The organism is Halanaerobium saccharolyticum, assembly GCF_003053565.1.
Taxonomy (GTDB): domain Bacteria; phylum Bacillota; class Halanaerobiia; order Halanaerobiales; family Halanaerobiaceae; genus Halanaerobium; species Halanaerobium saccharolyticum_B.
Genome location: NZ_QAXS01000008.1, coordinates 81,224 through 104,769 on the forward strand (window position 1 = coordinate 81,224; position 23,546 = coordinate 104,769).

At 38.9% G+C, this 23,546-nt stretch carries 23 protein-coding genes; 21 read left to right on the forward strand and 2 right to left on the reverse strand.

What is annotated here, in order from left to right; genetic code table 11:
* The first annotated feature begins 4 nt into the window (after positions 1 to 4).
* Positions 5 to 529, forward strand: coding sequence for a hypothetical protein (locus C8C76_RS05095; RefSeq protein WP_181248149.1), 525 nt, complete (start codon positions 5 to 7; stop codon positions 527 to 529).
* A 25-nt stretch (positions 530 to 554) separates the two neighbouring features.
* On the opposite strand, the gene C8C76_RS05100 is transcribed toward C8C76_RS05095, so the two are convergent.
* Positions 555 to 773, reverse strand: coding sequence for a DUF3006 domain-containing protein (locus C8C76_RS05100; RefSeq protein ID WP_108139270.1), 219 nt, complete (start codon positions 771 to 773; stop codon positions 555 to 557).
* 67 nt (positions 774 to 840) lie between these two features.
* Entirely contained in the window at positions 841 to 1,965 is a 1,125-nt protein-coding gene (locus C8C76_RS05105) for an MBL fold metallo-hydrolase (protein ID WP_108139272.1), read from the reverse strand.
* 149 nt (positions 1,966 to 2,114) lie between these two features.
* Here C8C76_RS05105 and C8C76_RS05110 point away from each other — a divergent pair, with 149 nt between their 5' ends.
* The 20 genes from C8C76_RS05110 to C8C76_RS05205 all read left to right on the forward strand — a co-directional run bounded on the left by C8C76_RS05110 (position 2,115) and on the right by C8C76_RS05205 (position 23,452).
* Positions 2,115 to 2,933: an MBL fold metallo-hydrolase gene (locus C8C76_RS05110; RefSeq protein WP_181248150.1), complete on the forward strand. Its 819-nt coding sequence runs from the start codon at positions 2,115 to 2,117 to the stop codon at positions 2,931 to 2,933.
* An 18-nt stretch (positions 2,934 to 2,951) separates the two neighbouring features.
* On the forward strand, positions 2,952 to 3,662 hold the full coding sequence (locus C8C76_RS05115; RefSeq protein WP_108139276.1) for a FadR/GntR family transcriptional regulator: 711 nt from the start codon (positions 2,952 to 2,954) through the stop codon (positions 3,660 to 3,662).
* A 548-nt stretch (positions 3,663 to 4,210) separates the two neighbouring features.
* Complete coding sequence (locus C8C76_RS05120; RefSeq protein ID WP_108139278.1) at positions 4,211 to 5,881, forward strand: L-lactate permease; 1,671 nt, start codon at positions 4,211 to 4,213, stop codon at positions 5,879 to 5,881.
* A 157-nt stretch (positions 5,882 to 6,038) separates the two neighbouring features.
* A complete protein-coding gene (locus C8C76_RS05125) occupies positions 6,039 to 6,872 on the forward strand; it encodes an electron transfer flavoprotein subunit beta/FixA family protein (protein WP_108139280.1) in 834 nt (277 codons plus the stop codon).
* A 12-nt stretch (positions 6,873 to 6,884) separates the two neighbouring features.
* On the forward strand, positions 6,885 to 7,883 hold the full coding sequence (locus C8C76_RS05130) for an electron transfer flavoprotein subunit alpha/FixB family protein (protein WP_108139282.1): 999 nt from the start codon (positions 6,885 to 6,887) through the stop codon (positions 7,881 to 7,883).
* Complete coding sequence (locus C8C76_RS05135; protein WP_108139284.1) at positions 7,883 to 9,304, forward strand: FAD-binding oxidoreductase; 1,422 nt, start codon at positions 7,883 to 7,885, stop codon at positions 9,302 to 9,304. The genes C8C76_RS05130 and C8C76_RS05135 overlap by 1 nt, the downstream gene beginning before the upstream one ends.
* A gap of 95 nt (positions 9,305 to 9,399) precedes the next feature.
* Positions 9,400 to 10,680, forward strand: a complete 1,281-nt coding sequence (larA, locus tag C8C76_RS05140) for a nickel-dependent lactate racemase (RefSeq protein ID WP_108139286.1) — start codon at positions 9,400 to 9,402, stop codon at positions 10,678 to 10,680.
* 238 nt (positions 10,681 to 10,918) lie between these two features.
* Complete coding sequence (locus C8C76_RS05145) at positions 10,919 to 12,820, forward strand: LTA synthase family protein (protein ID WP_108139287.1); 1,902 nt, start codon at positions 10,919 to 10,921, stop codon at positions 12,818 to 12,820.
* 98 nt (positions 12,821 to 12,918) lie between these two features.
* Entirely contained in the window at positions 12,919 to 13,851 is a 933-nt protein-coding gene (locus C8C76_RS05150; RefSeq protein ID WP_258222424.1) for a glycerophosphodiester phosphodiesterase family protein, read from the forward strand.
* A gap of 151 nt (positions 13,852 to 14,002) precedes the next feature.
* Positions 14,003 to 15,169 carry an iron-containing alcohol dehydrogenase gene (locus tag C8C76_RS05155; protein WP_108139291.1) on the forward strand — a complete coding sequence of 389 codons (1,167 nt, stop codon included), beginning with the start codon at positions 14,003 to 14,005 and terminating at the stop codon, positions 15,167 to 15,169.
* 17 nt (positions 15,170 to 15,186) lie between these two features.
* Positions 15,187 to 15,693, forward strand: a complete 507-nt coding sequence (locus C8C76_RS05160) for a Na+/H+ antiporter subunit E (RefSeq protein ID WP_108139293.1) — start codon at positions 15,187 to 15,189, stop codon at positions 15,691 to 15,693.
* Positions 15,690 to 15,947: a monovalent cation/H+ antiporter complex subunit F gene (locus C8C76_RS05165; protein ID WP_108139295.1), complete on the forward strand. Its 258-nt coding sequence runs from the start codon at positions 15,690 to 15,692 to the stop codon at positions 15,945 to 15,947. Before C8C76_RS05160 ends, C8C76_RS05165 begins: the two co-directional genes overlap by 4 nt.
* Complete coding sequence (gene mnhG, locus C8C76_RS05170; RefSeq protein WP_108139297.1) at positions 15,947 to 16,288, forward strand: monovalent cation/H(+) antiporter subunit G; 342 nt, start codon at positions 15,947 to 15,949, stop codon at positions 16,286 to 16,288. Before C8C76_RS05165 ends, mnhG begins: the two co-directional genes overlap by 1 nt.
* The gene (locus C8C76_RS05175; RefSeq protein ID WP_108139299.1) at positions 16,288 to 16,530 is read left to right on the forward strand and encodes a Na(+)/H(+) antiporter subunit B; all 243 of its coding nucleotides are present in this window, start codon (positions 16,288 to 16,290) and stop codon (positions 16,528 to 16,530) included. Before mnhG ends, C8C76_RS05175 begins: the two co-directional genes overlap by 1 nt.
* A 22-nt stretch (positions 16,531 to 16,552) precedes the next feature.
* Entirely contained in the window at positions 16,553 to 17,272 is a 720-nt protein-coding gene (gene mbhE, locus C8C76_RS05180; RefSeq protein WP_108139301.1) for a hydrogen gas-evolving membrane-bound hydrogenase subunit E, read from the forward strand.
* Positions 17,272 to 17,607 carry a sodium:proton antiporter gene (locus C8C76_RS05185; protein WP_108139303.1) on the forward strand — a complete coding sequence of 112 codons (336 nt, stop codon included), beginning with the start codon at positions 17,272 to 17,274 and terminating at the stop codon, positions 17,605 to 17,607. The genes mbhE and C8C76_RS05185 overlap by 1 nt, the downstream gene beginning before the upstream one ends.
* Positions 17,607 to 19,142 (forward strand): complex I subunit 5 family protein, encoded by a 1,536-nt coding sequence (locus C8C76_RS05190; RefSeq protein ID WP_108139305.1) that lies wholly within the window; start codon positions 17,607 to 17,609, stop codon positions 19,140 to 19,142. Before C8C76_RS05185 ends, C8C76_RS05190 begins: the two co-directional genes overlap by 1 nt.
* Positions 19,143 to 19,145: 3 nt before the next feature.
* Positions 19,146 to 20,678, forward strand: coding sequence for a complex I subunit 5 family protein (locus tag C8C76_RS05195; protein ID WP_108139307.1), 1,533 nt, complete (start codon positions 19,146 to 19,148; stop codon positions 20,676 to 20,678).
* Between the two features lie 3 nt (positions 20,679 to 20,681).
* Entirely contained in the window at positions 20,682 to 22,223 is a 1,542-nt protein-coding gene (locus tag C8C76_RS05200; RefSeq protein WP_108139309.1) for a complex I subunit 5 family protein, read from the forward strand.
* A 191-nt stretch (positions 22,224 to 22,414) separates the two neighbouring features.
* Entirely contained in the window at positions 22,415 to 23,452 is a 1,038-nt protein-coding gene (locus C8C76_RS05205; RefSeq protein WP_108139311.1) for a PAS domain-containing protein, read from the forward strand.
* The last annotated feature ends 94 nt before the right edge of the window (positions 23,453 to 23,546 follow it).

Below are 23,546 nucleotides of genomic sequence, written 5' to 3' on the forward strand. Positions count from 1 at the left end.
GGAAATGATGAAATTTAATTTTAAAAAGATCAGTGGTTTTACTTTGCTTTTGTTAATTCTATTTTTGAATTTTTTCGGTACTGCTGATTTAGTTGAGGCTGCCGATAAGTCAAAAACAGTAATTGAAAGAAGTATTTCAGCAGAAGCCAGAATCCCTATTTTTCAAAGAGTAGAGGTGCTTGAGAAGGCAGATATTGACTATACTTTTTTGATGACGAATTACAACGGCAGCAGAGAAATTATTGTAGAGTCTGGACTAAAAATTGAAATTTTAAGTAATACCGACTGGAATCTTCGTTTAAATAACAGAAATTTAAATACACAGGTTTTGATCAGAAGAGCTGATCAGAATAATTCTGACTGGCAGAATCTAAATTCTACTACTGCTAAATTTAGTGGAGACAGGGGAGTCGAGAAGCTAACTTTTGATTTGAAATTTATTCTTGACCCTGACTCTAGAGCTGCAGTTAATAATTTAGAACTTGATTTAAGACACAGTATTAATCCTATTTATATTAAATTTAAATAAGAAGCAAAAAGAGCTGGGAAAAATTTCAGCTCTTTTTATTTTTTAGCTTATCTAAAAGGCTGCTAACTCTCTTTTCTGCGGCCTTTTTTTCGTTTTCTTTTAACTCAAAACTAAGTTCTAAAATGCTTCCCTCTGAGGTTCCCTCAGGCAGCTCACTTAGCGGCAGATAAAAATCAACTTTTTCTTCCGGCCTGATCAGTAATCTTGCTTTTTCTGCTTCAATTTTATCAACAGTTACCTTCATCAAATCACCCTTTCTTTTGAACCGGGTACAAGTGATTTTAATCACTTGTACCCGGTTCAAATATATTTTACTTAACTGAAATCTTATCCTGCCAGCGGTTAAATTTTCCGTCATCAATTCCATCAACATTTTTTATTTCTTCAATCTGAGTAAAGCCGCCATTATTCTGACGGTAGTCAATAATTTTTTCTGCTGTTGCCGGGCCAATACCCCAGAGCTGATCTAAATCAGCTTTGCTGGCAGTATTGATATTAATTAGATTATTATTTTTTTTAGCGGCTGCTGCTTCGACTGGCTTGGTTTTTGATTCAGTTCTATTAAGGTTTTGCTCCCAACTCTGGTCCACCTTAACTGCGTAATTTTTTCCATCAGCTGTGACTACAATATTACCATTTAAATCATTTCTGTAAACTCTGGCTCCCTGATTTTGATAAAGTTTAGTAACTTCTGCAGCCGGATGACCGTAGTGATTATCAGCTCCAACCTGAATAACGGCCAGTTCGGGGCTTAAACTTTTAACAAAGCTGCTGGAACTTGAAGTTTTGCTGCCGTGGTGGGGAACCTTGATCAGAGCAACATTGAGCTCAGGATTTTCCTGCAGCAAATCTTTTTCTACTTCTTTTTCAATATCTCCGGTAAAAAGAAACTTTTGCTCTCCATATTCAAGCAGAAAGACAAGAGAAGAGTTATTTAGGTCATAATTATCTACCGGCCCTTTGGGATGGAGAAAGGAAATTCTGCTGCTGCCGATTTCAAACTCATCTCCCCGGCGGGGTGTTTTAAAATCAATATTTTCCTGATCAATTTTGATCAAATAATTCTCATAAGTTTTAGAGCTGTGGATTTTTCCGCTGTCCAGCACAATTCCAACTTCAAAGCTGTTAATAATATCTACCAGGCCACCAATGTGATCGGCATGGGGGTGGGTGCTGATAATATAATCGAGCCTTTTAACTTCCTGTTTTTTAAGGTAATCAATTATCCTGGCAGCTATGCTGTTGGCTCGATCTCCACCATCGACCAGAATATTTTTTCCCCCGCCTGCTTCAATTAAGATCGCATCTCCCTGGCCGACATCGATAAAATGAATCTTTAAATTTTGAGCCGTAGAATTTAAGCTAAAGAGCGTAAGAAAGAGAATAATTAAGATTAGCAGTGCTGTTTTCTTTTTAGTGAGTTTAAAATTAAACATATTAAAAATCCTTTCCAATAAAATTGCTTTCTTAGAATATAATTTCTAGATTTTAACTAAAAATCCTTTTTTCTCAATTGAAAAAGCCGTTTAAGCAATGTATACTTATACTAAGTAGATAATAATGATTTAAATTGAGGTGAATTAAGTTGGCTAAAAATCTAGAGATTACTATTTTAGCAGAAAATACAGTTGAAAAGAGAAAATTACTGGCTGAACACGGCCTCTCATTTTATTTTAAATATAACGGAAAAGAGTATCTTTTTGATACCGGTCAGGGCAAGGTCCTGTTTTCAAATGCCAAAAAAATGGGAATAGATTTAGAAAAAATTGATACAGTTTTTTTAAGTCACGGTCATGATGACCATACAGGTGGTTTAAAGAAACTGCTGGAAATTAATTCTCAAGTCAGGGTTTTTGCTCACAGCGAAATTTTTCTGCCGAAATATAAAAAGGTAGAATCAGAGCTCGAGTTTATTGGGACAGAGCTTGTAGAATCTGAAATCAAAAATTTTGAGGCAGCTGAAACTGCAATTGCAGCAGCGGCTGGTATTTATAATACGGGCGAAATTCCAGCAAGACGAAAGACTTATCTTAATCCCAGATATGTCGTTAAAAGAGAAGGGAAAGAAATTACTGATCCCTTTAATGATGACACTTCTTTATATATTGAAACAGAAAGTGGGATTGTAATTCTGCTGGGCTGCAGTCATAAGGGTGTAAAAAATATAATAAATGAAATTAAAGCTGAAATTGGAGATAGAAAAATTGCTGCCATTTTAGGTGGAATGCATCTTAAGCGTGCCAGCAGAGAAAGTATAGCAGATTTGATCGACTATTTTAAGGAAATTGATTTTGAGCTTCTGGCGCCAGTGCACTGTACCGGGCGTGAGGCAGCTGTGAAATTTAAAGAAGCCTTTGGTGAGCGAGTTAAGCTGGCTTCTGTGGGTGATAGATTTGAATTTTAATTTTCTGGAGGCAGGATAATGGAATTTAAACAGATTAAAAATAATAAGGTTTATGAACAGATTATTGAACAGATAAGAGAATTGATTTATGAAGGAGAACTTAAAAAAGGTGATAAACTGCCTTCTGAAAGGCAGCTAAAAAAAGATCTGGGTGTGAGTAGAGCTTCAATCAGGGAGGCCTTCAGCGCCCTGGAGATGATTGGTCTGATTGAAAGTAGGCCGGGAGAGGGAACATTTATCAGGGATTCTTTTGATGAAGATATATTTAATCCTCTTTCACTCATTTTACTTTTAAATGATAATGTAGCCGAAGAACTGCTGGAGTTGAGAAGAGTGCTGGAGATTGACTGTGTAAAACTGGCAGCAGAGCGAGCAACTGAAGCTGAAATTGAAGAACTGCATTCATATATTGAGAATCTGCTTTCCAGTTCAGGTTATGAAGAGGACAGCATTAAAGCAGATAAAATGTTTCATTATACTATTGCCAGGGCCAGTGGTAATAAGGTATTATTGTTTTTTATGCGGTCGATTTCGGAAGCGATGGACTTTCACATCAAAAATACCCGGACCAAGCTAGTTTCTAAGAAAGAGACAATGACAGATTTTGCCAGGCAGCATCAGCAAATTTTTAAGGCTCTCCAGGAACATGATCCCGAACAGGCTGCCGCAGAAATGAAAAATCATTTAGATTATGTAGAAAAACTAATCAATAAAGAAATCGAAGGCTAAAAGACGCAGAAAGCAAAAAAAAACAATTAGTATAAATTGTAAATAAAATATAAAATTAGAATTAAATTCAAAAATCCGCTGTAAAAGGCGGGTTTTTTTGTCTTTAAATGTGAAATAATAGATTTAATCAGCTTAATCTGTTAAATTTTGAAAAATCAAAGTATTATTTAAGGCTTGTGAGTTAATTTAAAGACTATGAGATAGTATTAGCTCATTAAAAATCTACAAATTAAGCTTTAACTCTTTTTTATAAACTATTTCAATTTTTGTGACAATTTAGAATAGTGCCAACTCCTGTCTGCAGGCACGCTTATAATTGTGAATTTTTTACTTATCAGACAATTAAAAAAAGTCCGAAATAGAGGCAGGGATAATGTTTTGAGTGTTGAAATAATATAATAGAGTACTGATGGTCTGACCATCAAATAATCATTTATCTGGGGAGTTTGGAGGTGGAGAAAATTCGTGTAGTTGACAATTTCTATTAGTTATCCTTCTTTGATATGGGGTGAAAATTTTAAATAGACAAATATTATAAGGAGGAATTTATGTTAGCACTTTTAGCTGCTTTACCTATTATTATTGTTGGGATTTTAATGATTGGTTACATGTGGCCTGCAAGTAAGGCAATGCCCTTTGGCTGGCTCAGTGCTTTAATTATTGCTGGCGTGGGCTGGGGAATGCCTGTTAAATGGTTATCTGCGGCAACAATTGGGGGAGTAATCAATGCATTTGATATTTTACTTATAGTTTTTGGGGCTCTACTTATTTTACAGTTAATGAAAAAAAGTGGAGGAGTATATGGCATTTCTCATTCTATGACTTCAATTTCAGTCGATAGAAGAGTACAGGTAATAATTATTGCCTGGTTAATGGGCTCATTTTTTGAAGGAGCAGCAGGATTTGGAACACCTGCAGCAGTAGCAGCTCCGTTATTAGTTGGGATGGGTTTTCCACCTTTAATTGCAGCAACTTCTGCTTTAATTGCAGATAGTGCCGCTGTTTCTTTTGGAGCGGTTGGAGTTCCTATCTGGGGTGGCTTTGCAGCTTTAGAGAATATCATTGAATTTCCAGTTCAGTCAATGGGAGTAAGTATTGAATTTTCACAGTTTTTACACAATATCGGTGCTTTTACAGGACTCTTACATTTCTTAGTTGGTTCTTTTATACCGTTAGTTATTGTTTTACTGATGACCAAAATCGTCGATGGATCTTTTAAAAAGGGTTTTGAAGTTTTACCTTTAGCTTTATTTGGCGGCTTTGTATTTACAGTCTTTGAATTCGGAATCGCTTATTTTGTTGGTCCAGAACTTCCTTCTTTATTGGGAGCTTTAATAGCACTGCCTGTCTTTATCTTTGCGGTTTCCAAAGGCTTTCTGGTTCCAAAAGAAAAATGGGATTTCCCTTCCCACGACAAGTGGCATGAAGAATGGGAAGGTAAAATTAAAGCAGGTGAGCAGGATGTAGATGCAGCGCAAAAAGAAGTAGGTACATTTAAAGCCTGGTTACCATATGCTTTAATCGGCCTGATTTTATTAGTTGGTCGCCTGGAAATTTTCAACCTAACTCCACTACTCAGACAGTGGTCAATCGGCTGGACAAATATTTTTGGTACAGGTATTGGCAAAGTAATTCAGCCTTTATATAATCCAGGAGTCTTTCCCTTTATCTTTGTTGCTCTCTTAATTCCAACTTTACACGGACTGGACAGCAACAAGACTAAAGAAGCCTGGAAGGAAACATTTAAGATGATTCAGCCGGCTGCAATCGCTTTATTCTTTGCATTAGGCATGGTTTATATTATGATGAATTCCGGTGGAGCAACTGGTGAACAGTCAATGTTACTGGTGATGGCAGAATTTGCCGCAGCAACTCTGGGCTCAATCTGGTATCTGGTAGCTCCCCTAGTTGGTATTTTAGGAGCCTTTATTTCAGGAAGTAATACAACTTCTGATATTATGTTTGGTCCATTTCAGTATGGAACAGCAGTGGCTTCGGGAACAGCAGTTACCCCAACACTTGCTCTGCAGGCACTTGGTGGAGCGGCAGGTAATATGATCTGTATTCACAACGTGGTGGCAGCTGCGACTACAGTTGGTCTTGTTGGAAAAGAGGGACTTATTATCCGGAAAAACTTACCGGTTGCACTATTCTATGGTTTAATTGCCGGGGCCTTAGCCTGGATAATCACAATCTTCTTTATGCCGGGTATATTTTAGCTAAAATAAAGCACTGCTGGAGGGTCACTGACTCTTCAGTAGTGTGATAAATTTTAATTTTGCGCAATTTCAAATTTTTTAGATGATTTTTTATTGATCTAATAGAGACGGTCTGACCATCAAACCAAAATCAAAGTTTTACAGGGAGGTAAAGAAATTGAATATAGTTATTCCAATTAAACAGGTTCCAGAAACAAGTAATGTAAAAATGGATGAAGAGACAGGAACAATGAAACGCGACGGGGTAGAAAGTATTATTAATCCGCTCGACCTTTATGCAATTGAAACAGGTATTCAGTTAAAAGAAGAATATGGTGGTAAAATTACGGTGATTACAATGGGTCCTCCAAGTGCTGATAAAGCCTTAAAAGAAGCAATTGCGATGGGCTGTGATGATGGTATTTTACTTTCCGGGAGAGAGTTTGCCGGTTCAGACACCTGGGCCACCTCCTACGCCTTATCGGAAGCTATCAAGGAGATTGGAGATTACGATTTAATACTGGCCGGAGAAAGAGCAACAGATGGTGATACCGGACAGGTTGGTCCCGGTATAGCATCCTGGCTTGACCTCACCCTTTCGACCTATACCTCAAAGGTAGTCGATGTTAATTTAGTTGACGAAGAAGTTGATTACACCACCACTGAACAGGATTCAATTATTGTTGAGAGAATGGTAGAAGACGGCTACGAAAAGCTTCAGCTGCCGCTGCCTGCTTTACTGACAGTTGTTAAAGAAATTTCTTTCCCGCGCCTGCCTACTTTAAGAGGAAAGCAGCGCTCACGCAAAATTGAAATTCCGCAGTGGAATTTAGGAAACCTTGATCTGGATGAAGACTACCTCGGACTGCAGGGTTCACCGACCAGAGTGGTCAACATCGATCACCCTAAAGTTACCAGAGGTGGAACAGTTATCGATGTCAGAGAAGACGGCAATGTAGAAGCAGCTGTAGCTAAATTAATTGACTACTTAAAATCAAAAGAATTGGTATAGGAGGTTATATAAATGGAGTATAATGGTGTATGGACTCTTGGAGAAGCAAGAGACGGAGAAATTAAAGAAGTATCATTTGAGTTATTAAGCAGAGGACGCAAATTAGCAGATAAATTGGACGAAGAGCTGGTTTCATTAGTCATTGGAGATGGAATTACAGATGAGCAGGCAGAAGAATTGATTAAAAGTGGAGCCGATAAGGTCTATTTAATGAACGCTCCTGCTCTAAAAGATTTTATTGCTGAAAATTACAGTAATGTGATCGAAGATTTAATTAAAGAATACAAGCCGGAGATTATTCTGGCAGCAGCAACCTCAATGGGTAGAACAGTTATGCCCTATATAGCGATTAAAACTAATGCCGGCCTAACAGCTGACTGTACAGAATTAGATATCGAAGAAGACACAGGTAACTTACTGCAGACCAGACCTGCTATCGGTGGAAATATTTTAGCTACAATTAAATCACCAAACCACAGACCACAGATGGCAACAGTTAGACCTCATTCAACCAAACCGGCCGAAAAAGACGAAAGCCGCACCGGTGAGATAGTCCATCTTAAGCTTGACAGTTCACTCCTCGACGGCAGAGTTAAAAAGCTTGGCTTCCGCAAAAATGAAGGAGATGCGGTTAACATCCAGGATGCAGATGTAATTGCAGCTGGAGGTAAGGGAATGAAAAAAGGTGAAAACTTTGCCATGATCAGAGAGCTTGCCGGCTACTTTGACGGCGCTGTTGGGGCTTCCCGTGATGCAGTTGATAGAGACTGGATCAGCTACCCCTATCAGGTAGGTTTAAGTGGTAAAACAGTTACCCCTAAACTCTACTTTGCGATTGGTATTTCGGGAGCAATTCAGCACTTAGCCGGAATGAAGACCTCGGAAAATATTATTGCAATTAACGAAGACCCTGATGCAGATATCTTTATGGTCTCAGACTTCGGTATTGTAGGCGATTTATTTGAAATTGTACCTGAACTGAACAAGCAGCTGGCTGAGGAGGTAAAATAATGAAATATAATCCTGTAACTGAGGAAATTTTAGCAGAACTAAGAGAAATTGTGGGCGAGAAAAATGTCCTAACTGATGAAGAAAAAATAGAAGCATATTCTCACGATGAAACACCGGCTGAGCAGTATGCTCATATGCCGGAAGTTGTACTGACTCCAAATACTGCCGAAGAAATTGCAGCAGTAATGAAGCTTGCCAATAGAGAACTGATTCCGGTAACTCCATCTGGTGCCCGCAGTGGACTTTCCGGGGGAGCGATTCCAGAGCACGGTGGAATTGTAGTTTCAGTAGAAAATATGGATGAAGTTATAGAAATTGACTATGATAACCTGATGATGGTTCTAGAACCCGGTGTAGTAATGAACAGTGTTAATGAAATGCTCGAGGAGAGCGGCCTCTTTTTTGCCGGTTATCCAATGAGTGTGGAAACCTGTTATCTCGGTGGTAATATTGCCGAAAATGCTGGTGGAGGTAAAGCTGTAAAATATGGTGTTACCGGCCGCTATATAATGGGGCTGGAGCTTGTAACTCCAACTGGAGATATTGTTCAGCTTGGCGGTAAGCGGGTTAAGGATGTAACCGGTTATGATATTAAACAGCTGATTGTTGGCTCAGAGGGTACTTTGGGGATTGTAACTAAAGCTACTATCAAGTTAATGCCTAAGCCAACTCAGCGGGTTGGACTTTTAGCCCTCTTTAAAGATGAGGAAACAGCCATTTCTACCGTACCAAAGATTATGACAGAAGGTGGAATTATTCCAACCAGTATTGAATTTATGGATAAACTTTCTGTTAAGACTTCCTGTGACTATTTAAATGAGCATTTGCCCTATCAGGACGCAGGTGCTATGCTTTTAATAGAGGTTGATGGGATTAAAGAAGATGTGGTCAATAGTGACAGTGAGATAATCGGTGAGCTCTGTCTGGACAATGATGCAATCGAAGTTTATGTGGCAGATAACCACACAACTCGTGAGCGGATCTGGAGTGTGCGCCGGAATATTGCTGAGGCTTTCAAAGTTGTCAGTCCTCATCAGAGTTTAGAGGATATTGTGGTGCCGACTGCCAATATACCTAAACTAATGCCCTATCTTGATCAGATTTCTAAAAAATATGATATCCAGATTCCATGCTATGGTCATGCTGGTGATGGTAATTTACACGCTACCCTGGTTAAAAACCCTGACCATTCAATGGAAGAATGGTATAAGATTGAAGAAGAGGCTTTAGTAGAATTATACGAAGCGACCAGAGATCTCGGCGGTACTTTAAGTGGAGAGCACGGAATCGGCTCCAAGCGTAAAAAGTATATGGAAATGATGATGAGCCCGGCTGAACTCAACTTAATGCGCGGCATCAAAAAGGCCTTTGACCCGAACAATATTATGAACCCAGGCAAGATTTTTGACATGGTTGATTAGTTTAAGATAAATTTCACTTGTACCGGGTACAATAACACGTTTTTGTACCCGGTACAAATAATTACGGTACCACATAAAAAGGAAGTGAATTTTAAATGAAGCAGATTAAATTTCCTTTCGGCAGAAAGGAGTTAGAACTTGAGGTAGAAGAGGAGAGGCTCAGAGGAGTCCTTTTATCTCAGGCTCATAAATTTGAGGCAGAAAAATCTGAAACAGAAATTGTCAAAGAAGCGATGGAGAATCCTATTGCCAGCAAAAAGCTTTCAGAGCTGGCCCGGGGTAAAAAAGAGATTGTAATTATCTCCAGTGACCACACCCGACCGGTCCCCAGCCATATTACAATGCCCATTCTTTTAGAAGAAATTAGAAAAACTGCACCTGAGGCCGAAATCACAATTTTAGTAGCAACCGGCTTCCACCGTGCTTCAACAGATGAAGAACTGAGAGACAAATACGGGGACGAAATAGTTGACAGTGTTAATATCGAAATGCACGACAGCCGGGATGAAGAACAAATGGTTAATCTGGGGCAGCTCCCCTCCGGTGGAGATATGCTCTTAAATAAAACTGCAGTTGAGGCTGACCTTTTAGTAGCAGAAGGTTTTATTGAGCCGCACTTTTTTGCCGGTTTTTCCGGTGGGCGCAAGAGTGTGCTGCCCGGGGTGGCAAGTAAAACTACAGTTTTAGCCAACCACTGTGCAGAATTTATCGACAGCCCCAATGCCAGAACAGGTAATTTAGAGGGAAACCCAATGCATAAAGATATGCTCTATGCAGCCAAGTCAGCCGGCCTGGCTTTTATTTTAAATGTAGTTATTGACGCGGAGAAAAAAGTGATCAATGCTTTTGCCGGTCACCGCGAAAAAGCTCATTTAAAAGGTACAGAATTTGTTGATTCGCTGGCTGGAGTTGACGCTAAACCGGCCGATATTGTTGTGACAACTAATGGGGGATATCCACTTGATCAAAATATTTATCAGGCAGTTAAGGGGATGACAGCAGCTGAGGCTACCTGTAAAGAAGGTGGAGTAATCATTATTGCTGCCGAATGTTCTGACGGGCACGGTGGAGAGGAATTTTATCAGACTTTCCGCGATACAGATAGTGTTCAGGAAATTATGGATGATATTTTAGCCCGCGGCCGCAAGGAGACAGTTCCTGATCAGTGGGAGACTCAGATTCTGGCCCGTATTATGCTCAAATTTAAGGTAATTATGATTACTGACCCTACCCAGAGACAGATAGTAGAGGATATGGGAATGGACTGGGCTCAGGATCTAAAAGCGGCAGTTAAAAAAGCTGAAGGAATGCTTAAAGCAGAAAGTCCGACAATAACAGCAATTCCCGATGGTGTTTCAGTAATAGTAAGACAGTGAAGCTAACAATTACCAGACAGTTTTAAAATTGCTGTCTGGTTTAATTTTAATCTATAATATTGTTCTTTTTTTCACTATAACCAGGTCCAAAACGGTCGTTTTGGACCTGGTTCAAATATATCAAATATATCAGTATAAATATCTCGGTGTTAAAAAATTACTTTTCATAAACTTAAATTTCTGATATGATTAAAGCGAATAGAGGTTAAGATAACTTTAACATTCAGGAGGACTTTAATTGTTAAGTAACTTTGAACTGGAGAGGCGTCTCAGATACTTTTCTCTGATTCTTTTTTTCAGCTTTATTATAAAATATAATTATTTAATGCTGCAGATATTTTATGCTCCATCTCTGACAGCTTTAATCATCCGCAACTTATTTTTTGCAATTTTTTATTTAAAATTTATTGAACCTCTGCTTATTTCTAAAAAGATAAGACAGAGGTTGTTTTTCATGCTCTTTTTCTTCAGTTTTTTCTTTATAGCTAACTACTGGTATAATCAGTATTTTGGCAACTTTTTGAGTGTCAGCGATATTTTTTCTGGTGAGGGAACCGGAGACTTTTCGATGTACCAGGTCTTATTTACTCAGATCTTTAGATTTAGAGATATTGTTATTATTTTAGATATGGCACTGCTTGGACTGTGGGGCTTTAATTCGCTTCCTGATTTGAAAATAACCTATGACTGGGGTTTCTGGAAGAGATCTCTTTCCCGGCTGCCGCTCAAAAACACAACAGCTTTTGCTCTAATTTTTGTGCTGTTATTAGTTCAGGTTGTGGCAGGCAGCTATATTATGGGGGGAGAAAGTCCAAGTGAGCTCTATCAGTCTGGAACATCCTATCTCGCTTCTGTTTACGGAATTTTACCTCTGTATACAATCGAAGCTTACAGTTATTTTACCCGGGAAGAGGAGAAACCGCGCCCTGAGCTAAAAAATGTTCCTTATTACAGGAAGCAGACTCAGCTCAGCGGGATTAAATCTCTGCCCCAAAATACTAATGTAATTTTAATTCAGGTGGAATCACTTGATGCGGCAATTATTGATTACCGTCAGCAGGGAAAAGAAGTTACCCCATTTCTAAATCAGCTTAAGGAGCAGAGTTATTATTTTGAAAATTTTTATGCACAGAAGGTAAATGGGAGCTTTGATGCAGATTTATCAACTCTGACTTCTTTATATCCGGTTAACCGAAGTTATGTTTTTAGAGACATAGATCTGGGTGAATTTCAATCACTGCCCCTGCTTTTAAAAGAAAAAAATTATCAGACCCTGGCATTTCATAATAATGACCGCAACTTTTTTAATCGCGCGGAGGCCTATCCTGATCTTGGTTTTGATCATTTTTACAGCCAGCGGGCATTTAAAGAGGAAATTTATCCGGTGCCTGAAGATAGAGGCCTCGGGATAAATGATTATGACTTTTTCAACTCGGCAGCAGAAATAATTACGGAAGCTGACCAGCGGGAAGAGCCGTTTTTTGCCTATTTAATTTCGCTGACCAGCCATACTCCTTTTAATTTTTATCCCAAAACAGCTGTAGAAGATTTTGATGAAGTCAATAATAATCTTGTCCATAACTATTTTAAATCTATTAACTTTCTGGACAGCTCACTTGGAAATTTCGTTTCTAAACTGGAAGTAGCCGGGGTGATGGAGAATACACTGCTTGTCATTTATTCTGACCATGAATCTGAAATTAAGACGATGGAATATGAATCAGGCCGAGATTTTACTCTCTGGCGCAATGTAAAAATTCCCTATCATATTCCTTTATTTATCAAACACCCGCAGCTGGAGAATAAAAGTTTTGAGCGGGAGGGAACAACTACAGATATAGCGCCTACGGTTTTAGATTTACTAGGCTTTAAAGAACTTCCCGAGCAGTTTGTGGGGAGGTCGCTATTTCTGGAGCAGAATGATCCAATTTTATTTCTGCATGAGACACCCCATGTTTTAAAGGATGGCCAGCTTTTTATTAAAGAACTGGATGAGCTGATTAAAGTTGGACACCTAACCGATCAGGAGAAGGAACTGAAATTCTCAGAGCAGAAGATTGAGGAACTGACTGAGATTATAAATTATATGCGTGATCTCTTTATTATCAATCAGGGAGAAATTTTCAGGGAGGTGGAATAATTAAATATTTTATAATAATTACCGCATTAATTTTAATATTTGCAGTAATATATTTTGAATTCTATTATTTAATTCGACCTTCCCGCCTGGGTAAAGAAATTATCAAAAAATATAATTTTGACTACCCGGTTCTGGTAGCTCACAGAGGTGCATCATATAATGCTCCTGAGTCCACTCTTCCTGCTGTCAAAATGGCTCTGGAGAGCGGTGTTGATTATATTGAACTTGATGTTCAGCGGACCAAAGACGGAGAACTGGTTATATTTCACGATACCAATCTTCTGCGGCTGACTGATGCCAGTCAGGTATTTCCGGGAAAAAAGAGCTATGAGCTGCAGAATTTCACCCTGGCGGAATTGAGACAGTTAAATTATGGAGCCTGGTTTAATATAAGCTATTCTGAGCGGGCTAAAGATTCCTTCAGTGAACTAACTATTATGACCCTGCAGGAGGTATTAGAATTTGTTGATCCTGTTAATACAGGGATTGGACTGGCCCTGGAATTAAAGAGTCCCTATCTGTATGAGGGAATTGAAGAAGAAATTGTTAATCAACTGGAAGAGCAGAAGATTGATGAAAAAGAGTCTGAGCCTCCCAGGGTATTTTTTCTGTCCTTTTCACCGGCAAGTCTAAAAAGGCTCTCAGAACTGCGGCCTGATTCACCGCGGATACTTTTGACCAGGAGGAATTTTGTTTCGCCCAGGCGCTGGCAGGGCTGGCTTGATATAACAGAAGAAGTTGCCGACGGCATTGGTCCCAAGGGTCATGTTAGTTTTCCCTGGTATATAGGGGCTGCTCACAAAAGAGGCTTATTTGTTTTTCCCTATGTGATTAACCGTTCCTGGCAGTTGAAGATATTTTCCTGGTTCAGCGCTGATGGCTATATTACAGATCGACCTGAAATGCTGGCCAATTTTTATGACAGAGTTCAGGAATTTGGGGAAAATGTGGGTGAGTTTGGTGATGAAATCCTCGAAAATGATGAGCAAGAAAGTGAGCAGGACTCTAATGAGGAAAAAAATAATAATTAATTTCCATATTTAATGGAATTATCTAAAAAGTTTATGATATAATTTAAATAATCGATATTTATAATTTGAAAACATTTTCAAAGTAAATTTTAGCAATTTGTTAAAGCTGAATAATGAATTTTATTTATTCTAAAATTAGGAGGGTCAATTTATGCAGAATTTTACTTTTCAGAACACAACTAAGATAGTTTTTGGTAAGGGTACTGAAGAAGAAGTCGGTGAATATACAGCCAAACACGGATCTAAGGTGCTGCTGCACTACGGTGGCGGCAGTATCAAAAAGTATGGAACTTATGATAAAGTAGTTAAATCTCTGGAAAAAGCAGGGGTTGAATATGTTGAACTGGGTGGAGTTGAGCCTAACCCAAAACTTTCACTAGTTAAAGAAGGAATTGAACTGGCTCAGGAGGAAAATGTAGACTTTATCCTGGCAGTTGGTGGAGGAAGTGTAATTGATTCAGCCAAGGCAATTTCCGTTGGTTATTTTTATGATGGAGATGTCTGGGATTTCTTTACCAGAGAGGCCGAAATTACAGAGGCGCTGCCAATTGGGGTAGTTTTAACTATTCCTGCTGCCGGAAGTGAATCCAGTGACAGTGCTGTAGTTACAAAAATGGAGGGAATGTACAAAAGAGATATTGGCTCTGAGCTAATCAGACCTCAGTTTGCAATTATGAACCCTGAGATTACCTTTACTCTCCCAAATTATCAGACTGCCTGTGGTGCAGTAGATATTATGGCTCACATAATGGAGAGATACTTTACCAATACAGAAAATGTAGAATTGACCGATAGATTATCAGAACAGGCTTTAAAAACAATTATTAAGAATGTCCCGGTTGTACTTGAGGATAACGAAGATTATGCGGCCAGAGCTGAAGTTATGTGGACTGGAACAATTGCCCACAACAATTTACTGGGAACCGGTAGAGAAGAAGACTGGTCCTCCCACGGGATTGAGCATGAGCTGAGCGGTATTTACGATGTTGCTCACGGTGCCGGTCTGGCAGTTGTTTTCCCGGCCTGGATGAACTATGTTTATCAGCATGATTTAGAGCGTTTTGCTCAGTTTGCCGTCAGAGTCTGGGGTGTAGATCCTGACTTTAAGGATTTAGAATGGACAGCCCGCCAGGGAATTAAAAGGACAAAAGAATTCTTTAGCTCGATTGGAATGCCGGTTACTCTGGAGGAACTTGATATTCCAGCCGACAGACTGGAAGAAATGGCACAGAAAGCAACTGAAAATGGACCGATCGGTAACTTTGTCAATTTAGATACAGAAGATGTCTTAAATATATATAAGAGTGCACTAAAATAATGGCTGGAGGTGCCTAAATGCTGCAGAAATTTTCTGCCTTTATCTTTTTATTAATTGTCTGGTTTATCTTTGCAGGAAAAATAACGGTAGATGTTTTAATAATAGGCAGTGCAGCTTCACTTCTGGTAACACTATTTTTTAGTGATATGTTATTCAGGGAAGTTCACCGTAAACTTCCCTGGTATCACTATCTGCGTAAGCTGGCACTTTTATTATTGTTTATTCCTGTATTTTTTTATGAAGCGATAACAGCTGCTTTAAAAGTTTCCAAACATGTTTTTGAAAAAAATCCTTCCTTTAATCCTGGAATTGTTAAAGTTAAGACTGAACTTACTGATATCACTGGTTTGAGTCTGCTGGCCAATCTCATTACACTGACTCCAGGAACATTAACTCTCGACTATGATAGAAGCGAAAAGGCCTATTATATCCACTGGATTGACGTGGAAACAGTGGAAGAGGCCGAGTTGAAAAAGAAAATAATTGCTCGTTTTGAGCGCTGGGTAGGAGTGATCTTTAGATGATTATGGGACTTGCTATTTTTTTCACTATACTTTCAATTATTGTATCTTACCGGGTGGTGATCGGGCCTACAATTACTGACAGGCTGATTGGCGCTGATACAATAGGGATTTTTATGTCACTGGTGATGCTGATGATTGCTTTAGAATATGACTTAGCACTGCTGGTCGATATAGTACTTGCCTATGCAGTCCTGCTTTTTATTGATATGTTGATTTATGCTAAATACTTTGAACACGGGGAGCTGTATAAATAATGACTCTAAGATTAATTATTTCCTACTTTTTAATGATAACCGGCTCCGCCTTTGCTATTGTTACAGTTTTAGGTCTGCTCAGATTTCCTGATGTCTATACCAGAATTCATGCCGGGGCGGTGGTGCTGACTATTTCTGCGGTACTGGTAACTATGGGAACTGCAATTTATGTCTGGGATCTCTTTTTGAGTGCAAAGATAGTTTTAATCGGAATCTTTTTTCTTTTTTCTAATCCGATGGCCACCCATGCCATTGCCCGGGCTTCTTATAAGCGCCAGATTGCCCTGCCGGAAGAATATGAGATTGATGCTTATTCTGATTATTTAGGGAGAGATGCTTAATGGCTGTGCTGGAGATTATTCTGGTCATATTTTTAGTCTTTTCGGCACTGATGGCTGTTTATTTTGATGAAGAACTGATTTCTATAATTTTTCTCTCTATATTTTCTTTAGTTTTAACAGCATTATATCTGCTGCATAAGGCTGCCGATGTTGCTCTGGCAGAAGCTGTGATTGGTGCTGGTTTAAATACAGCAATTTTTATGAGTGCAATCAGTCAGATAAGACACGGAGATTCCGACTGAAACTCAGCCGGAGGTGTAAATTTTGAATAAATTGATGAAAAAAATAATGATTTCAGTAGTGCTGACCGGAGTTGCCTTTGCTTTATATCAAAATTTTTCGCTGATGCCCGAATATCAGGGCTTAAATGAGGGGCTTTCTAATTATATTATCAAATCCGGGCTTAATGATACAGGTTCACTTAATCTAATCACTGCTGTGCTTTATGATTACCGGGCCTTTGACTCGCTGGGGGAGAGTACTGTTATCTTTGGAGCAGTCAGTGGGATTGTTCTTATTTTATCCCGTAAGATGCTGCCTGTTTCTTCTAAGGGACTTTCTTTTATTGTCAAAAGAGCCCTGGGGATTATGACTCCCTTTATCGCTCTTTTTGGCTTTTATGTAATTACCCACGGCCACCTGACTCCAGGTGGAGGTTTTCAGGGGGGAGTAATTCTGGCTGCAATTTCAATTATTTTTAGTATTGTCTATGGTAGTGCCTTTGATTACCGCCGTTACAGTCCTCAAACTAAAACTCTTTTTGAGACTGGTGGGGCGCTGACCTTTCTGGGACTCGGACTGGCCGGAATTTTAATGGAAGGTGCCTTTTTACAGAACTTAGGCTTTTTAACTGCAGAAACTGGGACTCTAATTTCTGCCGGCAGTATTCCCTATATCAATATTGGTGTTGGTTTTAAAGTGGGGGCGGGACTGGCGATAATTTTTTACAGTATGATTCAAAAAACTTTTGAGGAGGATTTTTAATGTTTAATAATTTAATATTTATTATCCTCTTTATGCTGGGCTTTTATGCTCTGATCATGAAAACAAATTTAATTAAAAATGTAATCGGTTTAAATTTAATGGAGGCAGCTGTTTTTTTCTGGGTTATTGCTTTTTCGGATATTGGTGGCGAAGTCGCTATTCATAAAATGGGCGAAGAAGTGACAAAGTTCAATGATCCTGTACCCCAGGCTTTAACCCTAACTGGAATAGTTATTGGCGCCAGTACAGCAGCTCTGCTTTTAACCTTAATTATTGAGTTAAATAAATTTAGTGGGACAATCGACCGGGATCAATTAGAGGGGTTGAATGACTGATGAGCTGGATGAATATCGAATTAATTTTATTAATCACCCTGCCTGCTCTGACTGCAGTGCTGATGTATTTCAGCCGGGACTTCAATCAGCGGGTCCGCAATTTTTTAGCAGTTTCTGGGGCTGGAGCTGAACTTTACTTAATAGTCTCGCTCTTTATTTATAATTTTGATCAGGTCAAAAATTCCAATTTTTTTCTGCAGTACACTATCGGCTATCAGGATACTCCTTTTGTAATTAATTTTGCGATGGACAATTTGAGCCTGCTTTTTTCTCTAATAGTGACTGGAGCTGTGTTTTTAATTGTTATCTTTTCAACCCAGTATATTAAGGATAAAGAGAACAGGTATTTTGGCCTCTTTTTTCTGGTCCTGGCCTCAATTCAGGGAACTATCCTGACTGCTGATCTTTTTACCCTTTATCTATTTATTGAAGCAATTACTATTTTTACAACTCCTCTAATTTCTTTTAAGAAAACTGAGGAAACAACAAGGGCAGCAATGCAGTATTTATTTTATGGAATTACCGGGGGAGTATTTTTCTTTATTTCGATTATCTTAATCTACTTTAACCTGGGAACCTTAAAAATGGCAGCAGTGGCTGAATCTTTTGCTTTAATCTCAACTCCGATGCAGCTGACAATTATTATTTTCTTTCTGCTGGCTCTACTTATTAAACTCGGGATTTTCCCCATTCATTTCTGGCTGCCGCGGGCTCACAGTGCCTGTCCGGCTCCAATCAGTGCTCTGCTTTCCGGGGTGCTCTTAAAAGTTTATCTTTACATATTTATGCGTTTATTCTGGACCATGATTGCCTTTGATTTCTTAGTTGAGCTGCATTTGAGTGCTTTTGTGCTGGATCTGGCTTTGGTCTCCAGTTTAATCGGCCATGTTTTTGCGCTCCAGGCTGACAACTTAAAGAAAATGCTTGCTTACTCAAGTATCGGCCATATTGGGATGATTCTGGCTGTACTGATGCTGAATACAGAGGCTGCTTTTTATGGAGGTATGCTGCATATTATTGCCCACCTGATGATGAAATCAGGACTCTTTTTAAGCAGCGGCTACCTGCTGCAGACCACTCTTTCTCACCACATAGATGACTTAAAAGGAATTGGCCATAAAAACAGGCTGGTCTTTATTGCTTTTATTACTGTCTGTCTGGGAACTATTGGTATGCCGCCCCTGATTGGTTTTGTCAGCAAATGGTATGTGCTGCTTGCCTTTTTAAAGGCCAGACATTTTTTTGGGGCTTTTGTAGTGGCTGCCGGCAGTATCATTGCCCTAATTTATTATCTGCGTTATATTTCTCAGGCCTATGAGACAGTAAAATCGGAGAGCCCTTCTTTAAAAGAAGAGCTTATCTCACTGAAGGCATTTTTTAAATCAACAAATACCATGAAAAGTGTGATTTATACATTTACTCTGCTGATTATTTTTTTCGGGCTGGGTTATCAGCTTTTTGAAATCCCGGTCAATACAGCAATTTTTGAATTATTAAATCCACAGAAATATATTGAGCTTGTTCTGGGAGGTTGATTAATGGATATTAGAATTTTATTATTGATTTTAGTTCCTCTGGGCACGGCCTTTTTAATTCCTTTTATTGATCTAATAAATGCGAAATTAAGGCGCTTTTTTGTGCTGCTCGGAATTTTACTGGAATCATATTTAATTATTAGTATTATAATAAATAATTTTCAGCAGCTTAAAAATGGTGAGTTCTTTTTGCAGTATTACCTCGGGGGCTGGCACCCACCGCTGGGGATTACTCTGGCCATGGATGCTTTAAGTCTTGTTTTTGCAGTAATTACTGCCTTAAGCCTATTTCTGATAGTTATTTATTCTATAGGTTATATTGGCCACCATGAGGGTAAATATTATGTACTTTACTTTTTGATTGCCGCAGCTTCGATGGGAGCTATTTTAACTGCCGATATGTTTAATATTTATGTTTTTATCGAAATGCTGACCATTACCTCCGGAGCTCTAATTGGTTTTAAAAGGACTCAGGAGGCCAGTGCTGCTGCAATTAAATACTTAATCTACAATGTTTTAGCAGGACTGCTCTTTTTCCTCGGTGTACTGATTATTTATTTCAATCTGGGAACATTGAATATGGCGGATATCTCTCAGAACTTCGCCAGTCTGGAGAGCGGAATTCAGCTTTTTATTTCAGCTATTTTCCTAACAGCGATTTTAATTAAGATGGGAATTTTTCCGTTTTTATTCTGGCTGCCCAAAAGTTATGATACAGCACCCTCACCGGTGACTGCGGTTTTATCAGGAGTTCTCTCAAAAGTTTATATATATATTTTTATCAGGATTTTCTGGACTGTAATTGGTTTTGAAACCCTGGAAGCTTTGAATTTAAATGTGCTGCTTTTGGATCTGGCCCTTTTATCTTCATTTTTTGGGCATGTCTTTGCCCTGCAGTCAAATAATATTAAGCGTCTTTTGGGTTATTCAAGTATCGGACATATCGGAATGATCACAGCAGTAATAATGCTCAATACTGAAGCAGGTTTTTACGGAGGTCTGCTGCATATTATCAGCCACATGTTTATGAAGGCCGGCTTATTTGTAGCCTGCGGTTACCTGCTGCAGTACACCCGCTCCCATGCCTACCGCGATTTTAAGGGAGTGGGAATCAGAAACCGCTCTGTTTTTATTGCCTTTATTGCTCTGCTTTTAAGTATGATTGGAATGCCGCCACTGCTGGGCTTTGCCAGCAAATGGTATGTGCTGATGGCCTTTTTAGAGGCCCGCAGTTATTTTGGAGCCTTTATTGTGATTTTTGGCAGTCTGACAGCGGTAATTTATTACCTGCGCTATATTGCTAAGGGTTTTGAAGAAGTTAAGCTGACCGAAGATGACCTGAAAGAAGAAATTTACAGTCGTCCGCTTTTATCTGTTTTATACCGGGAGAAAATTGTCAGCTTTATTACCTATGCCTATACAGCAATTATTGTTGGCTTTGGACTTGGTTTTAGATTTTTTGATCTGCCGTTAAGAATGTCGATCGAAAGTTTAATGAATGTAGAAAGATATATAGAATTAGTACTGGGAGGTTAAATTATGGCTGTTATCTGGCAGCAGTTTCTGTCGAGTTTTCAATTTGATAGTTATTTTCCTCTGCTGGCTGAAGTAGGAGTTATCTTAACTCTGATGACAGCTCTGGCAGCCTGGAATTACATAAAAGAAAATAAATTTTGGTATTACATTTTAACTCTTGTATATCTGCTAAGTACTCTGATTGTTATTCTTACCAATGACTGGTTTTTCTTCCTTTTTGCCTGGGAGATGGTAACTCTGGCCACAACCTTTATGCTGGCCTGGAGTGACTGGAAGCTGGTCAGACAGTATTTTGTAATTCAGTTCAGCGGCAGCAGTATTCTGCTTTTTGGTGCCCTGGCGGCCAATGCCTTTGGTTATTCAAAGATTGGGGTAATTGATTCTGTGCCCCTGCAGTTTATCTTAATTATGGGGATTGGAATGAAGAGTGGTCTCTTTTTATTCCACTTCTGGCTGCCCCCAATTCATTCTGAAGCACCGGCACCGGTAAGTGCTATTTTATCCGGCTGGGTTGTTAAGCTCGGTTACATATTTTTATTAAAGATTATTCCAGTGGAAACCGGAAATACCTTTCTTTTTCTGCTCGGGCTGGCGATGATTGTTTATGCAGGCTGGCAGGCACTGCGCTCTGCTGATTTAAAGATTATGCTTGCCTATTCGACGGTCAGCCAGCTGGGTTTAATTGCCCTGGCTATTGGTACCGGCGGCAAATATGCCTTTTATGGGGCTGTACTTCAGATTATAGCTCACGGTTTTGCCAAGACAACTTTATTTATCAGCAGTGGTATCTGGCAGAAGGAATATGGTTCCCGGATTATTTATGAATTCAAAGATGCTTTAAGCAGGAGACCGATTACAGCTGCAGCCACAATCTTGAGTTATGCTTCTCTCGGAGCTGTGGTCTTTACTGCTGGTTATAACAGTAAATATTTAATTAAATCGGCTCAGACAGCAGGTCTGCTTTCAACTATTGTCTTTTTTCTGCTCGGTCTCTTAAGTTTTCTTTATGCCGGCAGAGTTCTTTACTGGATTTTTATTAAGGATCAGGATTACAGCAGTTTTTTCGAAGATCTAAAACAGGGTTTTAATCATTATCAGATCTACAGCCATGATGTTCTGGCACTTTTAATTGGGATGCTGGGGATTATTGTTGTCGGTTTCTGGCCTGAGATGCCGGGTAATGTTCTGGCTGCTCTGGTTGAAAAAGACTTTCATCTTTTGGTCGGTTTCCGGGACACCACAATCTATCTAGGAATTGCAGCTTATCTCTTTTATAACCACAGCGGCTTTAAAGTTGAGGCCCGGGGTAATCTGTCTCTGGAAAATTATCTGCAGTTATTTCTAAATTTCTTCTATGGTTTGAGCCGCAGGAGTGTCCGCTTTGATACGGAAAAAATATTTGAAACATTTTTCTACAATGCAATCTTTAATGCTTCTCAGAGACTGCATAATTTTGTCTATCAGGATTTTACAATCCAGCTCTTATGGATTCCGATTTTTCTAACTGTGCTTTTACTCTGGCAGCAGATTTACAGTTATTTTTAAATTGAATAGAGATTTAACCCCTAAATTTCAAATTAATTGCAATTTGTTAAATTTAGGGGTTTTTTGTCGAAAAAAAGCAGGGTTTTGCACAGTTATGTCAAATAATATAAAGTATAGTAATAGTAATTTATCTTATTTATAGGGGCTCAGTTGTTGATAGATGGGATCAGTTTTGAGAGAGGAGCTTTGCTTTGGAGAAAAAGTTGGGTAAATTTAGTTTTGAAACTGAATTAGATAGTTCGAGATTAATTCAGGCAGTTGAGCAGAGCCCGGAAACAGTTGTGATAACTGATCCTGAGGGCTGTATAGAATATGTCAATCCCCGCTTTGTTGAACTAACCGGCTACAGCAGAGAGGAGGTATTAGGTGAGAATCCGCGGATTTTAAAAAGCGGTTGTCATCAAAAAGAGTTTTATCAAAATCTCTGGCAGACAATCAGTAGTGGTCAGAAGTGGAGTGGAGAATTTTTGAATCTCAAAAAAAGTGGGGAAAAATTCTGGGAGCAGGCATCAATTACTCCAATTATCGACCGGCAGGGTGAAATAAGCAGCTATGTAGCTGTGAAAAAGGATATCAGCCAGCGCAAGCAGATGGAAAGAGAGCTTTTAGAAAAGAAAGATCAGCTGGAAGAAAAAGAAAAAATGCTAAATGATATTTTAGATCTATCCACAGAAGCAATTCGCTATGTGGATTTAAATTATCAGATTATAAAAAGCAATCAGCGTTATAAAGAATTAAATAGACTGTATAAAAAAGATAATCTGGGCGAGGATTTTTTCTTCAGTCAGAGAAGGAATTGTTCCAATGCTTTCTGTACAGAAAATTGTGGAACTGAAAATTGTTCTCTAAAACAGATTCTGGCCGGCAGAGAATTTATCCAGGAGGATACTGCAGTTAAACTTGCAGGTGAAAATCACTACTTTATTGTGACCATTGTTCCTTATAGAGATCATCAGGGTAAATTAAAGGGAATAATTCAGAGTTACCGTGATATTACAGCCAGAAAAAATTATGAAAAAACTTTGGAGCTCTCTAATCAAAAGATAAATGATCTTTATTCCAGGCTGGAAGCGGAATTTGAAAAAGGAAGACGACTGCACCAGCAGTTTCTTCCTAAAAAGCTGCCGCAAATAGCTAAACTTGATTATCAGGTCTATTTTCAACCGGCAAATAAACTCGGGGGAGATTTTTATAATCTGATCGATACGGGAAAAGAGCTTTTAATTTAGCCTCTTCGCTATTTAGTGTGGGTTTTTATTGTTCTTTTATTTAATATAGCTGAATTAATTCATTTTCATATCCAATTATGGTATACTTTACCTA